Genomic DNA, 17,077 nt, shown 5'->3' with positions numbered 1-17,077 from the left:
CTCTCTTTTCCTCCCCCTCTTTTTTTGGTCGCGGGGGGGGGGGGGGGGGGGGCCGCCCCCCCCCCCCCCCCCCCCCCCCCCCCCCGCCGACCACCGCCCAGAGGAACGATGACCGCTCGACAGGTGACCATCGAGGACGTCGCACGGACGGCCGGCGTCTCCCGCCAGACCGTCTCCAACGCCCTCAACGCCCCCCACCGGCTGCGCGCGACCACTCTGGCCCGGGTCACCGCCGCCATCGAGGAGCTCGGCTACCAGCCCGACCAGTCCGCCCGCAGCCTGCGCACCGGCACCCGCAAGGTGATCGGCTATCCCGCCCCGGCCGACAACCCCGCCGACCCCAACCCGCTCATGGGCGGCTTCCTCCAGGCGCTGGTCAGCGCCGCCGACGCGGTGGGCCACCGGGTGCTGCTGTTCCGCTGCGACCCGCAGCACGGCACCGACGCGGTCGCCAAGTCCTTCCACGGTCTGATCGCCGCCCGCCAGGTCGACGGCTTCGTCCTCTCCGACGTCGTGCACGACGACCCCCGGGTCGACGTGCTCGCCGAGGCCGGATTCCCCTTCGTCGCCTTCGGCCGCACCGCGCCCGGCCGCCCCCAGAACTGGGTCGACATCGACTCCGCCGCGGCCACCGCCGAACTGGTCCGCATCCTGCTCGCCCAGGGACACCGCCGGATCTGTTACGTGAACTCCGCCGCGTCCCTGCCCTGGCTCGCCGACCGCAGGGCGGGCCTGCTCCAGGCCGGGGCGGCCGCACCCGACGGCGCCTTCGAGGTCGGCGTCCCCGACGACGACCCGGCCGCCCTCTCCCACGCCCTCCAGCGGCTCCTCGTCGGAGCGGACCGCCCGACCGCCCTGGTCTGCGCGAGCGACTGGCTCGCCCTCTCCGCCTACCAGGCCGTCCGCGCGGCCGGCCTCACCGTCGGCACCGACGTCGCCGTCACCGGCTTCAACGACCTGCCGCTCTGCACGCTCCTCCAGCCCGCCCTCACCAGCGTGCGGCTTCCGCTGGCCGGCATCGCCCACGCGCTCGTCGACCGGCTGATCGCCGCCGTCGAGGGCGCCGCCGCGGCTCCGGCGACCGGACTGCTGCTTCCGGCGGAGCCGGTCGTACGGGCCAGCACGCCCGGCCGGTAGGAACGCGCACGTGCCGGAGAGCGTCGAACGCCCTCCGGCACGTGCTTCACCCGATGATTCGACCTACTTGCCGAACCAGGCGTTGAGGATCCTCAGCGTGGACGTGTTGCCCTGCCGGTCGGTGACCTCGGCGGAGAGCGAGACGGCACTGTCCTTCGCCGGGTTCCGCACGGAGATCCGGCCGTCGACGACCGGCACCGACTGCCAGGTCTTGCCGTCGTCGTAACTCACCGACACCGTCAGCGACTTGAGGTTGCGGCCGGCCGCCGAGCCCTGCACGGTCACCGGGACGAGGACCGTCCTGCCGGCGGGGGCACGGGTGGAGAGGTCGACGGGGGCGGCGAAGCGGACGGTGGAGACCGGGAGCGCCGTGGTGGCGGCGACCTGCTTCGAGCGGAAGGTGAAGCCGGTCTCGATGCGCGTCGAGACCGGGGAGGCCTTCACCGGACGCTCCACCGTGGTGGTCAGCCGGTACTCGGCGTCGGCGGCGCCGACCGCGAACGGCTGGGAACCGCTCAGCGGGTCGTCGTTCTCGGCGACCTTGACCCCGTCGCGGTACAGCGTCGACGTGACCGAGGTGAACGGCACGGTCCCGACGTGACCCTTGCCGTCGGCGACCAGCGGCACGGCGCCGACGAGGTGCTGCTCGCCCGTGACCGGGTCGGGAGCGGTACGGAAGACGCCCATGCCCTTGCCGAGGCGCGGGCCGAAGACACCCGCGCCGAAGGTCTCCCGGTACGTCCGGCCGGCCTCGTAACGCTTCGGCGTGACCATCTCGTAGGCGCCCTCGAAGGCCGGGTAGCCCCACTCGTCGCGCTCGCCGAGCTGGTTGACGCGGGTGAGCCAGGTGGCGCCGTCGGCGGTGGAGACGTAGAAGGTGCGGATGCCGGGGGCCGGCTGCTGGTCGGAGAAGCCGTTGCCCTCCGGTGCTCCCGGCAGGTGGGCGTACGGGGAGGCGAGCACGGTCTTGCCGGGGGCGGGGGAGCCGAGGGCGACCTTGACGGTGGCCAGTTCGCCGGCCTTCACGTGCCGGGTGTAGCCGGTCGCGATCGTCCGTGTCTTCCCGCCGAAGGCCACCGCGTACTGGCTGGTGCCGTCCTTGACGAAGTGCGCGTCCCAGGTCTGCAGGAGCGAGTTGTCGGTGACGGCGGGACCGAGGTGCGCGGTGCGGAAGCCGGTGAAGCCCCGCAGGACCCAGCCGTTGCCGACGCGCCCGACGGCGGAGTCGACCTCGTAGTAGGTGCCCGCGTAGTCCGCCTTGTCGATGCCGGGGACGGTGAGGTCCACCGGCTTGGTGGTCCGCGCGTCGGCGACGACCGTGGTGTCGGCGGAGACGTCCAGCTTCGGCTGCGCGATCCAGTCGGTGCCCGCCGCGTAGTCCGACGGGTCCTGGTAGACGGCCGTGTTGAAGGTGTAAGTGCCCTTCGGGACCCGGATGGTGTGGGCGCCCGGCTGGTCGTCGACGCGGGCGCCGAAGCCCGCGGCGAGGCCGCCGACGCCGGTCAGCGTGCTGGAGAAGTTCACGGCGTCGGCGCCGTCACGGCCGAGGGCCCGGATCGTCAGGTCGTACGACTCCGCCTCGCGGACGGCGACCGCCGCGGTGCGGACGGACTGGCCCGCGCCGGTGGCGGTGACATAGCCCGAGTAGGCGCCGTCGGCCTCCCCGATCCTGGTGTCGGCGGTCAGGTCGACCTCGGCCGTGCCGCCGGCGGGCACCGTCACCTTCGGGGCGCCGACCGTGAAGAACCCGGCGGGAGCCGGCTTCCCCGAGGGGTCGAGGGTGGTCACCGACAGGTCGAGGGTGACGTCCGCGGTCCCGACGTTGCGGTACGTGAGCTTCCGCGTGACGGTCTTGTCGTCGGCGTGCGGCCACAGCGCCGTACCGAAGTTCAGTGAGGCCGGCTCGGCGACGACGCTCTGGGAGAGCGCCTTGTCGACCTGCACCCGGCCCGTGCCCTGCTGGAACGCGGTGTACGCGCCGCCCTTGGCGGAGCCGGTCAGCGCGCCCTTGAGCTCGGCGGACTTCCAGGCGGGGTGGCGCTGCTTGAGGAGCGCGGCGGCGCCGGCGACGTGCGGGGTCGCCATCGAGGTGCCGTCGATCTGCAGGTAGCCCGGGGCGGGGTGCGGCGTGCCGGGGCGGGTGTCGATGAGGCTGCCCGCGGCGGCGGCCGCGGTGATGGCGACGCCGGGCGCGGTCAGGTCCGGCTTGACGGCGCCGTCGCCGACGCGGGGCCCGATGCTGGAGAAGGACGCGAGCTTGTCGTCCTGGTCGACGGCGCCGACCGTCAGCGCGGAGTCCGCGCTGCCCGGCGAACCCACCGACGAGGCGCCGTACGCGCCCTCGTTGCCCGCCGCGATGGCGAACAGGATGCCCTTCTCGGCCGACAGCCGGTCGACGGTCGCCTCCAGCGGGTCGACGCCGGGGCTGTCGGGGCCGCCGAGGCTGAGGTTGACCACGTCGGCGCCCTCGGCCGCGGCCCACTCCATGCCCGCGATGACTGCCGAGTCGTCGCCGTACCCCTCGTCGTCGAGGACCTTCCCGCTGATCAGCTCGGCGCCGGGGGCCACGCCCTTGAACCGGCCGCCCGAGGCGGCGCCGGTGCCGGCGGCGATCGACGCCACGTGCGTGCCGTGCCCGACACGGTCCACCGCGTCGGGGGAGGACGAGAAGTTCTTCTCGCCGACGACCCGCGTCCTGAGGTCCTCGTGGGTCCTGTCGACGCCGGTGTCCAGGACGGCGATCTTCACGCCCGTCCCGTCGAAGCCGGACTCCCACGCCTTGTCGGCGCCGATCTGCCGGACGCTGCGGTCCAGGCTCGCGCCGCGCACCCCGTCGAGCCACACCGTGTCGATCCCGGAGGCCGCGACGCGCGCGCCGGTGGCCCGCCGGTCGGTCAGCGCGTCCCACACCCGGGCCACGTCGTCAGGGGACGTACGGATGGCGTCGGCGTTCAGCGTCGGGAACGTGCGCCGCACCTGTGTGTCGCCGGCCGTCCGCACCTCGGCGCGGGCGGCGGCGGCACCTCCGGCGTACCGCACGATCAGTTTGAGCCCGTCCCGGTGGCTCTCGCGCAGCCGCGGGTCGGTGAGGACGTCGAGGTCGAAGAGCCGCTGGTCGAGGCGGCCGGTGGCGATCAGGCGCCGCGCGTCGGCGGGCACCACGAGGGTCCTCCCGCCGGTGCGTTCCACCTGGACGGGTATGTGCTCGCGGCCTTCGGCGGGCTCGAAGCCCACCATCCGGCGCTGGGCGTCGACCCTCACGTGGTCGCCCGTGACGAGCGGGACGCTGAGGTCGCCGTCGAGCGGCGCGGTCCGGGGTGCGGTCGCCGTGGTCGAGGCGATCGCGGTCGTCGGGCCGGTCATTCCCGCGACCAGGGCCACCGAGGTGGCCAGGGTGATGGTGAAGGCGCGTGCTCGCTTCACATGTGCGCGCAAGTCTCCCCCAGGAGCTTGGGTCGTGATCGAGTGGTCGAACCCGGGTAGGCGGCGCGACGGCGCCCGCCTCCGGGTCAGCGCAGTATGTGAGGCGCCGGGTGCGTGATCAACGGCGGTCCGCGCCGGCGAGGCCGAGCCGCCTGGTTTCCGGCCAACTTGCCGCCCCGTTGTGTGATGGGACGACGACAGCGCTGTGACGGCACCACGACACCGCGACGATCCTTCCGCGACGGCGGCGCGGCCCGGACCCTCCGGACCGGGCTCCGCTCCAGGCCCCGCACGGCTTCCGGCGACCGGCGGAGCCGCGGTCGGAGCACGCCCCTCCTCTTGGCCGTATCCGCACCCCCCTAGACTCCGGACCTGTACCCCACCCAGCTCAGGAGCCCCGCATGCGCCACTTCGATGTCGAGACCCTGGCGGCGGGCCGCTGGCGCAACGGCGGTGGGGCCACCCGTCAGATCGTGTCCTGGCCGGCGGGCGCCGAGGCCTTCGCCTGGCGGGCGAGCGTCGCCGACATCGACCGGGACGGGCCCTTCTCGGCCTTCCCCGGCGTCGACCGGACGCTCACCCTCCTCGCGGGCGACGGGGTGCGGCTGACCGCGCCCGGCGTGTTCGACCGGCTTCTGGAGCGGGCGGGCGAGCCCTTCGCCTTCTCCGGCGACCTCGCGCTCGACGCCGAACTGCCGGGCGGCGCCTGCCGGGTGCTCAACCTCATGGTGCGGCGCGGCGGTCCGGCCGTCCGGGTGGACCGGGTCACCGGACCGGTCGAGCCGCCCGCCGGTCACGCCGGCGTGCTCTACGTCCTGGACGGCCGGTGGCGGTCGGAGGGCGACGGGCACGTCATGGCCGCCGGCCAGGGCGTGTGGTGGGCCGGGGACGACGAAGCGCCGGGCGGAGCGTTCGTACCGCTCTCGCCCGACGCCGCCGCCCTGTGGGCGGATGTCGCCTCCGCGTGACCCCTCGTCAGTGTGTCGACGCCTTCGTGAGCGTGCAGACCCCGTCCACGCACTGACGCTCAAGGCGTCCCCGGGACACGGTCTGCGCGAGGCCCACCATCCAGCAGGTGGGGCAGCCGCGGAACGCGATCAGGGCCAGTGGGGCCGCGAGCAGGGTGACCGGTCCCGCGACCGGCACCAGGGCGACCGAACCGACGATCAGGCCGAAGCCGATGGCACCGCGCAGGAGGTGCCGGGCGAGGGACTTGCTGGCGAAGTCGGGGCCGCCGGTGGGCTTCACGGTGTTCATGGTCCTGGGATCCCTTCGGTCGTCGTCAGCGCGTGGCGCAGGGAGATGCGCGCCCGGTGCAGGCGCGACTTCATCGCGGCGGTGCTGAGACCGAGCGCGTGCGCGACGGTCCTGCCGGGCAGCCCCTGCACGTCCCGCATGATCAGGACCTGCCGCTGTTCACGGGGCAGGGCGCCGATCGCGGAGGCGATGCGCTCCACTTCGAGGCGGTGGAGGACGGCCTCCTCGGCCGACGGTTCCGCGCCGCTGTCGCGGCCCTCCGGCTGCTCGCCCCCCGCCACGAGCAGCCGTACCTGCCGCAGGCATTCGTTGCGGACGATCCGGAACATCCAGGAGGCGAGCGCGCCGGTGGCCCGCAGGGTGCCGATCTTCCGGTAGAGGATGATCAGCGCCTCCTGAGCCGCGTCCTCCGCGTCCTGCGGAGACGCGCACAGCGACAGGGCGAACTTGCGCACATGAGGCTGGGACTCCAGGACGACGGTGGCGAGCGAGGTGACGTCGCCGTCCTGGGCCGCCTTGATCAGCCGGTCGTCGGGCCAGTGAAAACTCGGGTGCATGGGTGTGTTCCTCGTGTCCGGACGGTTCCGCGCGCGGGTGCTCGTGCTCGTCAGCTTCGGCTCCGGTAGCGCCGCGTCAGGTGCCAGGCGCACGCGCCGACGAGCAGGGCCCCGATCACTACGATGCCGGTGATCATCATGATTACGTCCTCCGGGTTCCGCCGGCCCTTCCGGCCGGTACACGCATAAGAGCCGGGGAGGCCCCGAGAGGATTCGCCTCCGGCCGGTCCTTTCGCCGTGTCACTCCGGATCGTTCCGGATGCCGGGCCCGGCGCGCCCGCCACTACCTTGTCGACGGCCTCCGCAGCGGCACGCCCATCGAGGTACTCGCGACAGAAAGGCTCGTCATGGCAAGAGTTGTGTTACGGCGCGCGCTCACCAGGCTCGCCGTCCTGGCCGGTGTCTGGGCGGTGGTCCTCGGGTTCACCGCCTCGGCCGCCATGGCCAAGGGCGCGCCGGTCCCGGTGCCCGGCAAGGACCGGTCCGGGGTCGCCCGGTACTTCGCGAGCGCGGAGGGCTTCGCCATCCCGACCGTGCCCTGTGACCCGGCGGGGCCCTCGGCGGCCGACGGCGTCATGGCGGACCAGCTCAACCCGCAGCTGAACTCGAAGATGGCCGGCTACCTGGACGCGTACAAGATGTCGTGTGCCCGGATGGTCACGCAGACGGTGAAGGACCGGGGTCTCAACCCGAGGGCCGCCGCCATCGCCCTCGCGACGATCATCGTCGAGAGCAGCATGAACAACTACGCCCAGGCCGTGGACTACACGAGCCTAGGCCTCTTCCAGCAGCAGGACTGGTGGGGCAGCCGCGAGCAGCGCCTGGACCCCGTCTACGCCACCAACGCCTTCTTTGACGAGGTCGAGAACCAGTACCCGGGCGGCTCGTGGAACAACGCCCCGATCGGCGACGTGTGCGCGAACGTGCAGCGGCCCCGGGAGGACCTCCGCTACCTGTACGGCGTCGAGGCCGCGGACGCGACCGTCATCGCCAACGCGCTGTGGGCCGGGACGAGCGCGGGACCGAAGCACCCGTACGGCTCCGGCCGCGTGGTGTCCGGGCGTTCGGCGGACGGCCGCCTGGAGGCCTTCGCCGCCGGTGCCGACGGCGTCTACCACGCGTGGCAGACCGAGGTGAACGGCGGCTGGTCGACGTGGCGGTTCGAGGGCGGACCGCGCGGCGCGCAGCTGGCCGTGGCGTCCAACGCGGACGGCCGGCTCGAACTGTTCGCGCTGTCGGGCAGCACCTTCGACCACATGTGGCAGACCGGGCCCAGTGCCGGCTGGTCCGGCTGGGCGAACTTCGGCGGCGGCGGCTACCGGCTCGCCGTCGGCAACAACGCCGACGGCCGCATCGAGGTCTTCGCCTCCAACTCCAACGGCGTCTTCCACCGCTGGCAGACGGCGCCGAGCGGCGGCTGGGCCAACTGGGAGGGCACCGGCGGCGGTCCGGCCAACGCGCGCCTGGCCACCGAGAACGCGGCCGACGGACGCCTCGAGGTGTTCGCCCTCTCGGACTCCACCTTCGGCCACCTCTACCAGACGGCCGTCAACGGCGGCTGGTCCGCCTGGGAGGACTTCGGCGGTGGCGGCCACGACGTCGCCGTCAGCTACAACCAGGACGGCCGGCTCGAAGTGTTCGCCTCCAATGCCACCGGCGTGTTCCACCGCTGGCAGACCAGCCCGACCGCCTGGTCCGCCTGGACGGGAACCGGCGGCATCACCGACGCCGAGCTGACCACCGCCCGTTCGGTCGACGGCCGGGTCGAGGTGTTCGCGATCAACGCCACCACCGCGAGCCACGCCTGGCAGACCGGCCCGAACGCCGCCTACGAGCAGTGGGAGACCTTCGGCGGCGGCGGTACGGAGATCGGCGCGGCCCACAACGCCGACGGCCGCATCGAGGTCTTCGGCACCAGCCACGCGGGCGTCTACCACCGCTGGCAGACCGGCTTCTCCAGCTGGTCGAACTGGGGCTGGCTGAACGACGGCGGACCCGCGATCGACTAGGGCCCCGTGGGACCGGCGGCGGATCAGGGCCGTGGGCATCTCGGCAGCGCCGGCCGGTCCTTCGTCCGCACGGCCGGCAGCCAGGCGGCCGGGTAGGCCGAGCCCCGGGGGAGCAGGACGCGGAACCAGAGGGTGGACTGGAGGTCCTCCTCGTCGATGACGGGCTGGCCGTCCGGCAGCCGGCAGTCGGCGGTGAGCTCGTCGCCGTGCCACACCCGGGTCGGTACGACGTTCCCCGCCGCGTACGGACGCCCGGGATCGATCGCCAGGCCCAGGCTGCACTGGGGGTCCCGGTCGGCCCGGTCCTGGCAGCCCCGCTCCGCGTTGAACACCCTGACCGTGCCCACCGCCCCGGCCCGCCCGGGGAACGCGGACGCCCCCTCCCGTACCGCGTCCGACCCCAGGGCCGCGCCCACCGTCCCGCACAGCGCCGCGGCGAGGACGGCCGTACGGGCCGGGCCCCGCGTCCTTCGCCTCCCCGTGCCCTGCGCCTTCTCCCCGGCAGCGATGCGGGCGATGAGGCTCTCGGCCGTGTGCGGGGCACGTGCCGCGTGGGTCGGGGCGAGACAGTCGGCGGCCAGCGCGCGCCAGAACGGCGGCACCGCGAGGTCCATGCGCAGCGGGGCGCGCCCCTCGCCGTACTCCTGCACGGCGGCGCCGCGCGCGAGGGGTGTGGCGCCGGGGAACGGGGAGGCGCCGGAGGCGAACACCTCGTGGATGACGACGCCGAGCGCCCAGATGTCGGCGCTCGGCCTGACCTGCACGCCGAGCTCGCCGAGCGGGGCGCGCCACCGCTCCGGCGGCAGGTAGTCGAGGGTGCCGAGGGGCGGCACGTACCCGTGCGTCCCGGTCAGCTCGGTGGCGAGGCCGAAGTCGGAGAGCCGTACGGAGCCGTCGGCGGCGAGCAGGATGTTCTCCGGCTTGAGATCGGCGTGCACCCAGCCCGAGCGGTGGAGATGGGCGAGGCCCTCGCAGATCCCGGCGATCAGCCGGCCGCGATCGGCCTCGGGGACGCCCGCGTCGAGGAGTTCGCGCAGGCTCCCCTCGGCCCGCTCCATGACCAGCACGATCGCGCCGTCGACGGCCGGCAGGTCCGGGGCGGACAGGACGAAGGACTCCCGGAGCCCGATCAGGCGGGGATGCCCGGCCCTGCGTCCGAGTTCGACCTCGCGGTGGGCGGACTCCACGATCCTGCGGGCCTGGCGCGGCGCGAGCCCGGCGGTCGGCATCACCTTGAGCGCCACGCCGGTGTCCCCGGCCGGCCGACCCGCCCGGCCGCGGTCCCGCCGGTCCCGGTGGCCTGCGGCGGGCCCGGCCGCGTACACCGTGGACCAGCCGCCGGACCCGATGAGCTCGGTGACCACCCAGTCGCCCACCCGGCGGCCGGGCGGGAGAAGGTCCGCACGGTCGTGCTCCGCGGTGTCGTCCGGGCCGTGTGCCGTGGTCATCACGACCTCTGCCGCTCCCGCCCGCCGCTCCCGGACAGCGGCGGAAGGAGCGCGAGGTGTTCTTCCCGTACGAGCCCGAAACGCAGCGCGAGCCCGACGATCTCCTCCCGCTTGCCGTTGCGCCGGTCGCCCTTGCCGGGCTCGTGGGCGTCCGGGACGCCGATGCGCAGCTTCTCCTCGGCGAGGTAGTCGATGTGCGAACTGATCGCCCGCGCGGTGGGCGCCCCGCCGGGCGCGTGCCCCTTCAGCCGCTCGACGATCTGCGGGGTGGTCGGGACCGCCACGCGGGACTGGTCGCGCAGCCGGGGCTCGCAGAGCGCGACGAGGACGAGGAAGTACGTGGCCGACTCGTCCAGGGAGTACGCGGTGACGGTACGGCTGCCCCAGGCGCCGCCGGTCGCCTCCGGGTCCAGATAGACGTGGTCGGGCGCGAACACCTGGAAGGACACCGTGAGTTCGCCACGGGTGGGCAGCACCACGCGGGAGAACTCGAAGGGGACGGGCGCCCCGACGCGGCGCGGCGAGACCCGCAGGTACTCGCCCGCCCCCTCCGGGTTCTCCACCAGATAGCTGTGGGTGGTGCTGTGGTTCGTCAGCTGCCAGTGGTCGTCGGTCACCCGGATCTCACCGGCGAGCCGGGAGATCGCCGGATCGTCGAGACGCAGCTCGACCGGGGTCGACGCGGAACCCCGGCCGAACCGGGCGACCTGGCCCGGCCCCAGCCGCAACGTCACCGGGCCGCCCCCGGGTTCGCCGTTGCCGGCACCACCACTTCCGCTCGGCAGATGGACGACTACGCCGCTCACCGCTCCCCCTCGTTCCGTCCCGTCGCCCTTGTCGGAAGTGGAACGATACTCACCAGTCACGTGAGTTCACCGGCGCGCTTCGGCCACTTCGGCCGAGACCCTCCACGGCGGGCCTCAACCCGGCCCCGCGCGCCTCCGAAGACGCCGTACGGGCCTCCCGGGACCTGACGCGCCGCACGTCGCGGCGGTGCGCCGCGCCGTGGCGGGGACGTGGCCCCTTCTCGCAAGGTGGGCAAGATCACCGTGGCCGGAGGGGGGTAAGGGGCGATCCGGGAGGTTCGTGAGGGGGCTCGAACCTCCCCTTCGGCCCCCGTACTTGGCGCAATCCGTACGGAGAGCCGCCGCGCCGGTACTCAGAGTGCGGGCCTGCCCGACACGAGCGGGGCGACCGGCCGGTCGCCGAACGCGGTCCAGGAGCGCCAGCCGCCGCTCGGCCGTTCCTGCACCCGGGTCCGTACGAGACCCTCGGCCGTGACGGCGAAGACGTGCAGCCGCCCGGTCGCGTCGAGCGCCACCGAGGGCGTGGCCGCGTATCGGAGACCGGGCTCGCCGAACTCGCCGCCGGGAGCCCAGCCGCCGCCCGGGGACAGCTGCCAGCGGTGCACGAGCCGCTCACCGCCCGGGGACAGGGAGAACGCCTCCAGACGGCCGTCGGCGTTGGCGGCGAGCGCCGGGGCTGCGGCGCTCCAGTCGAACAGCGGCTCCCAGCCGTCCCAGCCGCCGCTCGGCACGCTCTGCCGGCGGGCGAACGTGCCCACCCCGGACGGGCCGATCGCGGCGACGGTGAGCCGCCCGCTGCCGTCCCCCGCGACCCGGGGCGCCGCACCCGCCGCCGTACCGAAGGCGTACCAGGCACCGGTCCAGGCCCCGCCGGGGGACTCCTGCCAGCGGTGCCGGACCGCGGTGCCGCCGGCCGCGAGGACGAACACCTCAAGGCGGCCGTCGGCATTGGCCGCGACGACCGGGGGTGCGCCCGCGGCCCCGCCGAAGCCGGGCTCCCAGCCGTCCCAGAGGGCCGCACCGGGCGAGGACTGCCGCCGCCGCGCGAAGGAGGCGGCGCCGGGGCTCGCGGCGAACACCTCAAGGCGGCCGGTGGCGTCACGGGCCACGGCGGGCGCGGCGCCCGCCGGGCCGCCGAACTCCTCCCAGTCGCCCCAGCCGCCGTCCGCCCGCTGCGCGCGGTGGTGCAGGTTCACCCCGCCCGGGGCGAGCGAGAACACCTCAAGCCGTCCGTCCGCGTTCCGCCCCAGCGTGGGAACCGCGCCCGCCGGACCGCCGAAGACCTCCCACTCCGACCAGGTGTCGGTGTCCGGGGACAGCTGGACGCGCCGCAGCATCGAACGGTCGCCCGCGTCGAGGGCGAACACGGTGAGCCGGCCGGCGACGTCCAGGCCCGCCGCCGGGTTGTCCGGGCTCTGCCACGGCGGCGGGGTGTCCCGCCACTGGAGGGGAGCCAGGTGCAGACCCCGCTCGAACCAGCCGGCGGCACTCGCGTACCAGGTCTCCCCGTCGGCGAACACCTCCACCGCGTGCCCGGCGACATGCCCCGCGGCGCCGGTGAGGTCGAAGCGGAACGGGTCGCGCGAGGCGAGCACGTCCGTGCCCTCGTAGCCGCCGCGCGGCCCGATGAACAGGTAGTACCAGCCGTCCCGTTCGACGACGTACGGGGACTCGGTGACAGACACGGTCGCGTCCGTGCTCGCGTCGGTGAAGGCGACGCCCGGCTCGCCCCAGCGCAGCAGATCGGACGACCGCCGGTACGCCACGACATGGTGACCGCCCGGGGCCGACAGCTCCGTGTAGTACATGACCCACTCGCCGCCGATCCGCACGACCATCGGGTCACGGGCGGCGAGGCCCCGGAACAGCGGGCCACCGGGCTCGCGGGTCCAGGTGAACAGGTCCGTGGAGGTGGCGAGGTCGATCGCGGCGCCGTCCCGGCCGCCGGCCGCGTAGAACATCCAGTACCGGCCGCCCGCCTCGACGACGTGCGGCGCCCACAGGTGCTCCTCGCCGAAGTACGACGGATCGAGGGTGAGCGCGTCGGCGTGGGCGGTCCAGGGCCCGCGCGGATCGGGCGCCGAGGCGTGGGCGAAGGACACCTCCGCCGCGCTGTCCGGGGCCTCGCCGGGCGGCGCGCCGTCCCCGACGATGCCGAACAGGTGCCAGCGCCCCTGGGCCTTGATCAGCGTGTGGTCGTTGAGATAGCGCGGACCGGTCGCGGTCGAGGGGTCGTACACGCGGGCGAAGGGGCCCGCGCCGATCCACCGAGGGGGCGGCACGGGACCGGCGGCCGCGGCCACGGCCCGGGCGGTGCCCGGTACCGTGAACGCGCCCGCCGCGGCCGCGCCCCGCAGCAGGTTCCGTCTGCTGATCGGGAACATGATTCTCTCCAGGGGGACCGCGGGGCCGTCAGCCGAGGCCGGGGCCCGCGGTGTTGTTGACCCAGCCCCAGGGGGACCAGGAGGAGAAGCCGGTCTGCCAGATGTGGAACGTGCCGGTGGGGTTGGTGCCGAAGACCTCGATCCGGCCGTCGGCGTTGGAGGCCGCCGTGACCTCGGTGCCGCCCCCGCCGAACGGCGTCCAGGCGTCGTAGGGCGCGTTCACCCCGGTCTGCCACATGTGCATGGCCGTCTCGCCGTTCATGGCGAAGACCTCGACCCGGCCGTCCGGCGTGCGCTCACTGCTGAGCTGGGAGTTCGCCGGACCGCCCGTGCCCTCCCACCCCGACCAGCCGGTGGGACTCGTCTGGTACCGGTGGAACACCCCGACCGGCCCCGAGGCGAAGACCTCGATCCGACCGTCCGCGTTGTGGTCGACGGTCAGGTCGCGACCGCCGCCGCCGAAGTCCTCCCACGCGGACCAGCCGCCGTTGACGGCCGTCTGGTACAGATGCTGGAAGGAACTGTCGCCCAGGGCGAAGACCTCCAGACGGCCGTCCGGCGACTTCTCCATCTCGACCCTGCTGTCGGCGGGGCCGCCCCCCGTCGGCTCCCAGCCGGACCAGCCGCCGTTCGGGGCCAGCTGGTAGCGGTGGAAGAGCCCGACCGGGCCCGAGGCGAAGACCTCGATCCGGCCGTCCGCGTTCACCCCGGCCGCGAGGTCACGACCGCCGCCGCCGAAGTCCGCCCAGTCGGACCAGCCCCCCGAAGGGGACAGCTGGTAGCGGTGCTTGAACGTGCTTCCGTTGATCGCGAACAGCTCCAGGCGCCCGTCCTCGTCGGCCGCGATCGCCAGCTGGGCGTTCCCGGGCCCGCCGAGCCGCTCCCACTCCGACCAGTCGCGGTTCGCCTCCCGCTGCCAGGCGTGGTGGACACCGTCCGCTCCTGCCGAGAACACCTCCAGGCGTCCGTCCGCCGACCGCGCCGCCACCACCCGGCCCGACTCCGCCGGATACGCCAACGCCTTGGGCCGCGGACCCGTGCCCGGCTCGCAGGGCAGCGTCACACCGCCCTCCGCGAGGTAGACCTCGGGGTCGATGCCGTACGAGAACGAGTCGTCCGCCCAGATCCGGAGGTGGAGGTGGGGGCCGTCGGACTCGCCCTCGGTGCCCACCAGGGCGATCTGCCGGCCCGCCGTGACCCTGTCCCCCTGGAAGACGTCCCGACGGCTCATGTGCCCGTACTCGGAGACCCTCCCGTCGGGATGCCGGATCTGGATCCACTGGCCGTATCCCTGGGCGGGTCCCGAGTTGATCACGACGCCGTCACCGACCGCGTGGATCGGTGTGCCGATGGGTGCCGCGATGTCGACGCCGTTGTGGCCGGAGTGGAACGGCTGGCTGACGAACCCGGTGGTCGGGCACGCCACACCGGAGCCGGCGGCCCCGGCCTCGGCCGGGGCCGCGACCGCGAGGACCGGCAGGAGGGCGGCGGCCGTCACCGCGAGGACGCGCCGCAGCACGCGGCGGGGGAGTAGTGACACTCTGCTCACGCCTTGCGGAGCCGGTCGATGATGCCGTCGATGTCGCGGCGCATCAGGTCGTGGCGGATGAAGTGACCGCCGGGCTCCTCGTACCACTCGTGCCCGATGCCGGCGTTGCCGAGCAGGGAGCGGAACTCCCGCTGGCCCGCGAGGACCTGCGTCTCGTTGAACGTGTCGAACCAGTTGACCGGGTCGGGGCTGGTGCCGGCCACCAGGAACACGCGCTTGTTGCGGTAGCTCTCGATCCGCTGCACCGGGTTGTCGGCGGTGACCCGGGCCTCGTCCCAGAACGGGGCGCCGTAGACCGTGCCGCCGCCCAGGTCGACGGCGGCCGAGCTGGCGTTGGCCCAGTGGACGACCGCGCCGCCGTCCCGGCGCAGGCTCGCCGGCCCGGAGTGCGAGCTGACCGAGGCGAAGTGGCCCCAGTACTTGGCGGCGTACTTCAGCGCGCCGAAGCCGCCCATGGAGAAGCCGGACACGGCGCGGCCGTCGTACTCGGCGTAGGTGCGGAAGTTCGCCTCGACCCACGGGAGCAGCTGGTTGATGTGGAAGTGCTCCCAGTTCCGGGGGCCGACGTTGGAGCTCACCGGGTTGGAGTACCAGCCCGTCTGGCCGCCGTCGGGCATGACGACGATGATCGGCTTCCCGGCGGTCCAGTCGCGGACGCCCTCGCGGTCGAAGGTGATGAAGTCCTGCTTGCCGCCGTGGAGCAGGTAGAGCACCGGGTAGGTGCGGCCGCTCCAGTGGTAGTCGTCCGGCAGCAGCACGTTGACCCCGGGGTTCCAGCCGATCGCGCTCGTCTGGAAGCGGTAGTACCACATGCGCGCGTCGGCCTCGTTGCGGTCCACGATCCGCAGGCCGAAGCCGTCGCCGGCGGCGGAGGCCGGGGCCGCGGAGCCCAGGACGCCACCGGCGCCCAGGGCCATCGCGGCCGTCAGGCCTCCGGCGGACTTGAGGATGTTCCTGCGAGTGGGGTGCTGCGCGCTCAACGTGGCCTCCAGGTCGCGTGCGTGACGGATCGTCCGGCAGGCCTGGAACGTAGCAACGCGGAGGGGTCCGGGAGACTCCGGAAGATTGCGGACTGACAGGCGGGGGAGGGTGGGCTAGGAGCTCGCTGTGCGGAGGCCGTCAGCGGTCAGCGGTCAGGCGTCAGCCGTCAGCCGTCAGCGGTCAGGCGTCAGCCGTCGACCGGGCGGCCTTCGGCGTCGACGACGATCGAGCCCCAGTAGTGGTCCCACTCGTCGCCGACGTACTCGGGGACCTTGCCGGCCGGGTAGCGGACCCAGCCCTCCGTGGGTTCCTGGCCGTCGGCGACGCAGTCCTGGCCGTCGGGGTTGCCGACCGCCTTGACCGGGTAGTGGCCGGAGCCGCAGACCCGCTCCTGGCCCGCGCAGCCCGTCGCCGTGAGGAGGAGGGCGGCGGCTAGGACGCCGGCGGCGAGGCCGGGGAGGGCGGGGCGGGCGGACGTCGCGCCGGCCGTGGGGCGGGACGGTCGGGGGCGTCGGGTGTGCGGCATGGATCGGGGACCTTTCTCGTCGGTCCCCCCAGTCTCGTCACGGGCGAGGGCCGCGTGATGAGTACGCGTACTCACCCGTCGGTGAGTCGTGCCAGGTGCCGGCGTGGGGTGGCCCCACCGGGCGCCGTGGCGGCGGCGACCGATGGGGCCGGGGGTGTCACGGCTTGGGCAGGGCGCAGCCGGCGCGGTTGAGGTCGATGACGTTGCCGGGGCCGATGCAGGGGACGAGCGTGTAGGTCTGCTGGGCGTAGTTGATGCCCTGGCGGACGGTCACGGTGCCGTTCTGGTCGACCTCGCAGGGGTTGTTGACCGTGCAGCTCTCGCCGCTCTCGTTGCCCGTGTTGTTGACGGCGACGACCTTGCCGGTGGTCGTGTCGATCACGGGGGAGCCGGAGGTGCCGCCGATGGTGTTGCAGGCCGAGGTGTAGCGGAGCGAGTCCTTCCAGGTCCAGTCGCCTTCCTTGAGGCGGTAGGCGAAGCCGTCGACGTTGCAGCTGTAGATCCGCTTCCAGTAGCCGGAGACCACCTTGATCGACGAGCCCTGCACCGGGTGGGCGTCGTCGAGGGTGAGGGCGCTGATGCCGTACTGGCTCTGGATCTGCGCGTAGGTCTTGGTCACCTGGTAGACCGACATGTCCGTGTCGGTCATGGTGGCGTACGCGATCTTGCTGGCCCGCAGCGTGGCGGCCTTGGTGCCGGCCGAGTTGAGCAGGGTGAACGAGCGGCTGGACCGCTGGTCCTTGATGACCTCGCCCGCGGCCGGGAAGCCGGTCTCCAGGCAGTGGCCGTTGGAGAGGACGAGCGCGGGGTCGCTCGGCAGCGAGCCGGGGGCGCGGACGAGTGAGCCGGAGCAGTTGCTGAGCGCGACCGTGCCCGCGAAGTCGACCGTCACGGCGGTCTGTTGCGCCGCGGCGGGGGTGGCCGTCGCGCCTGCGAGGAGCAGGGTGAGCAGGGCGCCGGCGAGAGGCTTGTTCATGTGGGGGTTCCCCTCTGAGGACCG

Annotated in this window: 13 protein-coding genes; 3 read left to right on the top strand and 10 right to left on the bottom strand. The window is 73.7% G+C overall.

Annotation, left to right across the window (positions count from 1 at the left end):
* Window positions 1–108 precede the first annotated feature (108 nt).
* Complete coding sequence (locus ACZ7G1_RS29595) at window positions 109–1,137, top strand: LacI family DNA-binding transcriptional regulator (protein WP_470873868.1); 1,029 nt, start codon at window positions 109–111, stop codon at window positions 1,135–1,137.
* A gap of 63 nt (window positions 1,138–1,200) precedes the next feature.
* Here ACZ7G1_RS29595 and ACZ7G1_RS29590 read toward each other — a convergent pair whose 3' ends face one another.
* Window positions 1,201–4,560, bottom strand: a complete 3,360-nt coding sequence (locus ACZ7G1_RS29590) for a S8 family peptidase (RefSeq protein ID WP_470873870.1) — start codon at window positions 4,558–4,560, stop codon at window positions 1,201–1,203.
* A gap of 401 nt (window positions 4,561–4,961) precedes the next feature.
* Between ACZ7G1_RS29590 and ACZ7G1_RS29585 the strand changes: the two genes are divergently transcribed.
* A complete protein-coding gene (locus ACZ7G1_RS29585; protein ID WP_470873872.1) occupies window positions 4,962–5,528 on the top strand; it encodes a HutD/Ves family protein in 567 nt (188 codons plus the stop codon).
* Window positions 5,529–5,535: 7 nt separating this feature from the next.
* On the opposite strand, the gene ACZ7G1_RS29580 is transcribed toward ACZ7G1_RS29585, so the two are convergent.
* Both ACZ7G1_RS29580 and ACZ7G1_RS29575 read right to left on the bottom strand, forming a co-directional pair.
* Entirely contained in the window at window positions 5,536–5,817 is a 282-nt protein-coding gene (locus tag ACZ7G1_RS29580; RefSeq protein WP_470873874.1) for a hypothetical protein, read from the bottom strand.
* Window positions 5,814–6,374 (bottom strand): RNA polymerase sigma factor, encoded by a 561-nt coding sequence (locus tag ACZ7G1_RS29575; RefSeq protein ID WP_470873876.1) that lies wholly within the window; start codon window positions 6,372–6,374, stop codon window positions 5,814–5,816. Before ACZ7G1_RS29575 ends, ACZ7G1_RS29580 begins: the two co-directional genes overlap by 4 nt.
* 347 nt (window positions 6,375–6,721) lie before the next feature.
* Here ACZ7G1_RS29575 and ACZ7G1_RS29570 point away from each other — a divergent pair, with 347 nt between their 5' ends.
* A complete protein-coding gene (locus tag ACZ7G1_RS29570) occupies window positions 6,722–8,383 on the top strand; it encodes a PLL family lectin (RefSeq protein WP_470873877.1) in 1,662 nt (553 codons plus the stop codon).
* 23 nt (window positions 8,384–8,406) lie between these two features.
* Here ACZ7G1_RS29570 and ACZ7G1_RS29565 read toward each other — a convergent pair whose 3' ends face one another.
* From ACZ7G1_RS29565 to ACZ7G1_RS29535, 7 genes are all read right to left on the bottom strand, one after another.
* On the bottom strand, window positions 8,407–9,831 hold the full coding sequence (locus ACZ7G1_RS29565; protein ID WP_470873878.1) for a serine/threonine-protein kinase: 1,425 nt from the start codon (window positions 9,829–9,831) through the stop codon (window positions 8,407–8,409).
* Window positions 9,831–10,637 carry an FHA domain-containing protein gene (locus ACZ7G1_RS29560; RefSeq protein ID WP_470873880.1) on the bottom strand — a complete coding sequence of 269 codons (807 nt, stop codon included), beginning with the start codon at window positions 10,635–10,637 and terminating at the stop codon, window positions 9,831–9,833. The genes ACZ7G1_RS29565 and ACZ7G1_RS29560 overlap by 1 nt, the downstream gene beginning before the upstream one ends.
* 353 nt (window positions 10,638–10,990) lie before the next feature.
* On the bottom strand, window positions 10,991–13,021 hold the full coding sequence (locus ACZ7G1_RS29555) for a DUF8189 domain-containing protein (protein WP_470873881.1): 2,031 nt from the start codon (window positions 13,019–13,021) through the stop codon (window positions 10,991–10,993).
* Window positions 13,022–13,049: 28 nt separating this feature from the next.
* Window positions 13,050–14,561: a DUF8189 domain-containing protein gene (locus ACZ7G1_RS29550; protein ID WP_470873882.1), complete on the bottom strand. Its 1,512-nt coding sequence runs from the start codon at window positions 14,559–14,561 to the stop codon at window positions 13,050–13,052.
* 5 nt (window positions 14,562–14,566) lie between these two features.
* Window positions 14,567–15,550 carry an alpha/beta hydrolase-fold protein gene (locus ACZ7G1_RS29545; protein ID WP_470873884.1) on the bottom strand — a complete coding sequence of 328 codons (984 nt, stop codon included), beginning with the start codon at window positions 15,548–15,550 and terminating at the stop codon, window positions 14,567–14,569.
* Window positions 15,551–15,738: 188 nt separating this feature from the next.
* Window positions 15,739–16,077, bottom strand: coding sequence for an SCO0607 family lipoprotein (locus ACZ7G1_RS29540; protein WP_470873886.1), 339 nt, complete (start codon window positions 16,075–16,077; stop codon window positions 15,739–15,741).
* Between the two features lie 157 nt (window positions 16,078–16,234).
* A complete protein-coding gene (locus ACZ7G1_RS29535) occupies window positions 16,235–17,053 on the bottom strand; it encodes a S1 family peptidase (RefSeq protein ID WP_470873887.1) in 819 nt (272 codons plus the stop codon).
* Between the last annotated feature and the right edge of the window lie 24 nt (window positions 17,054–17,077).

This window comes from Streptomyces sp. NPDC037273 (assembly GCF_055603625.1).
The sequence above is the reverse complement of the archived record's forward strand: the minus strand, read 5'-3'. Positions and strand labels throughout refer to the sequence as shown.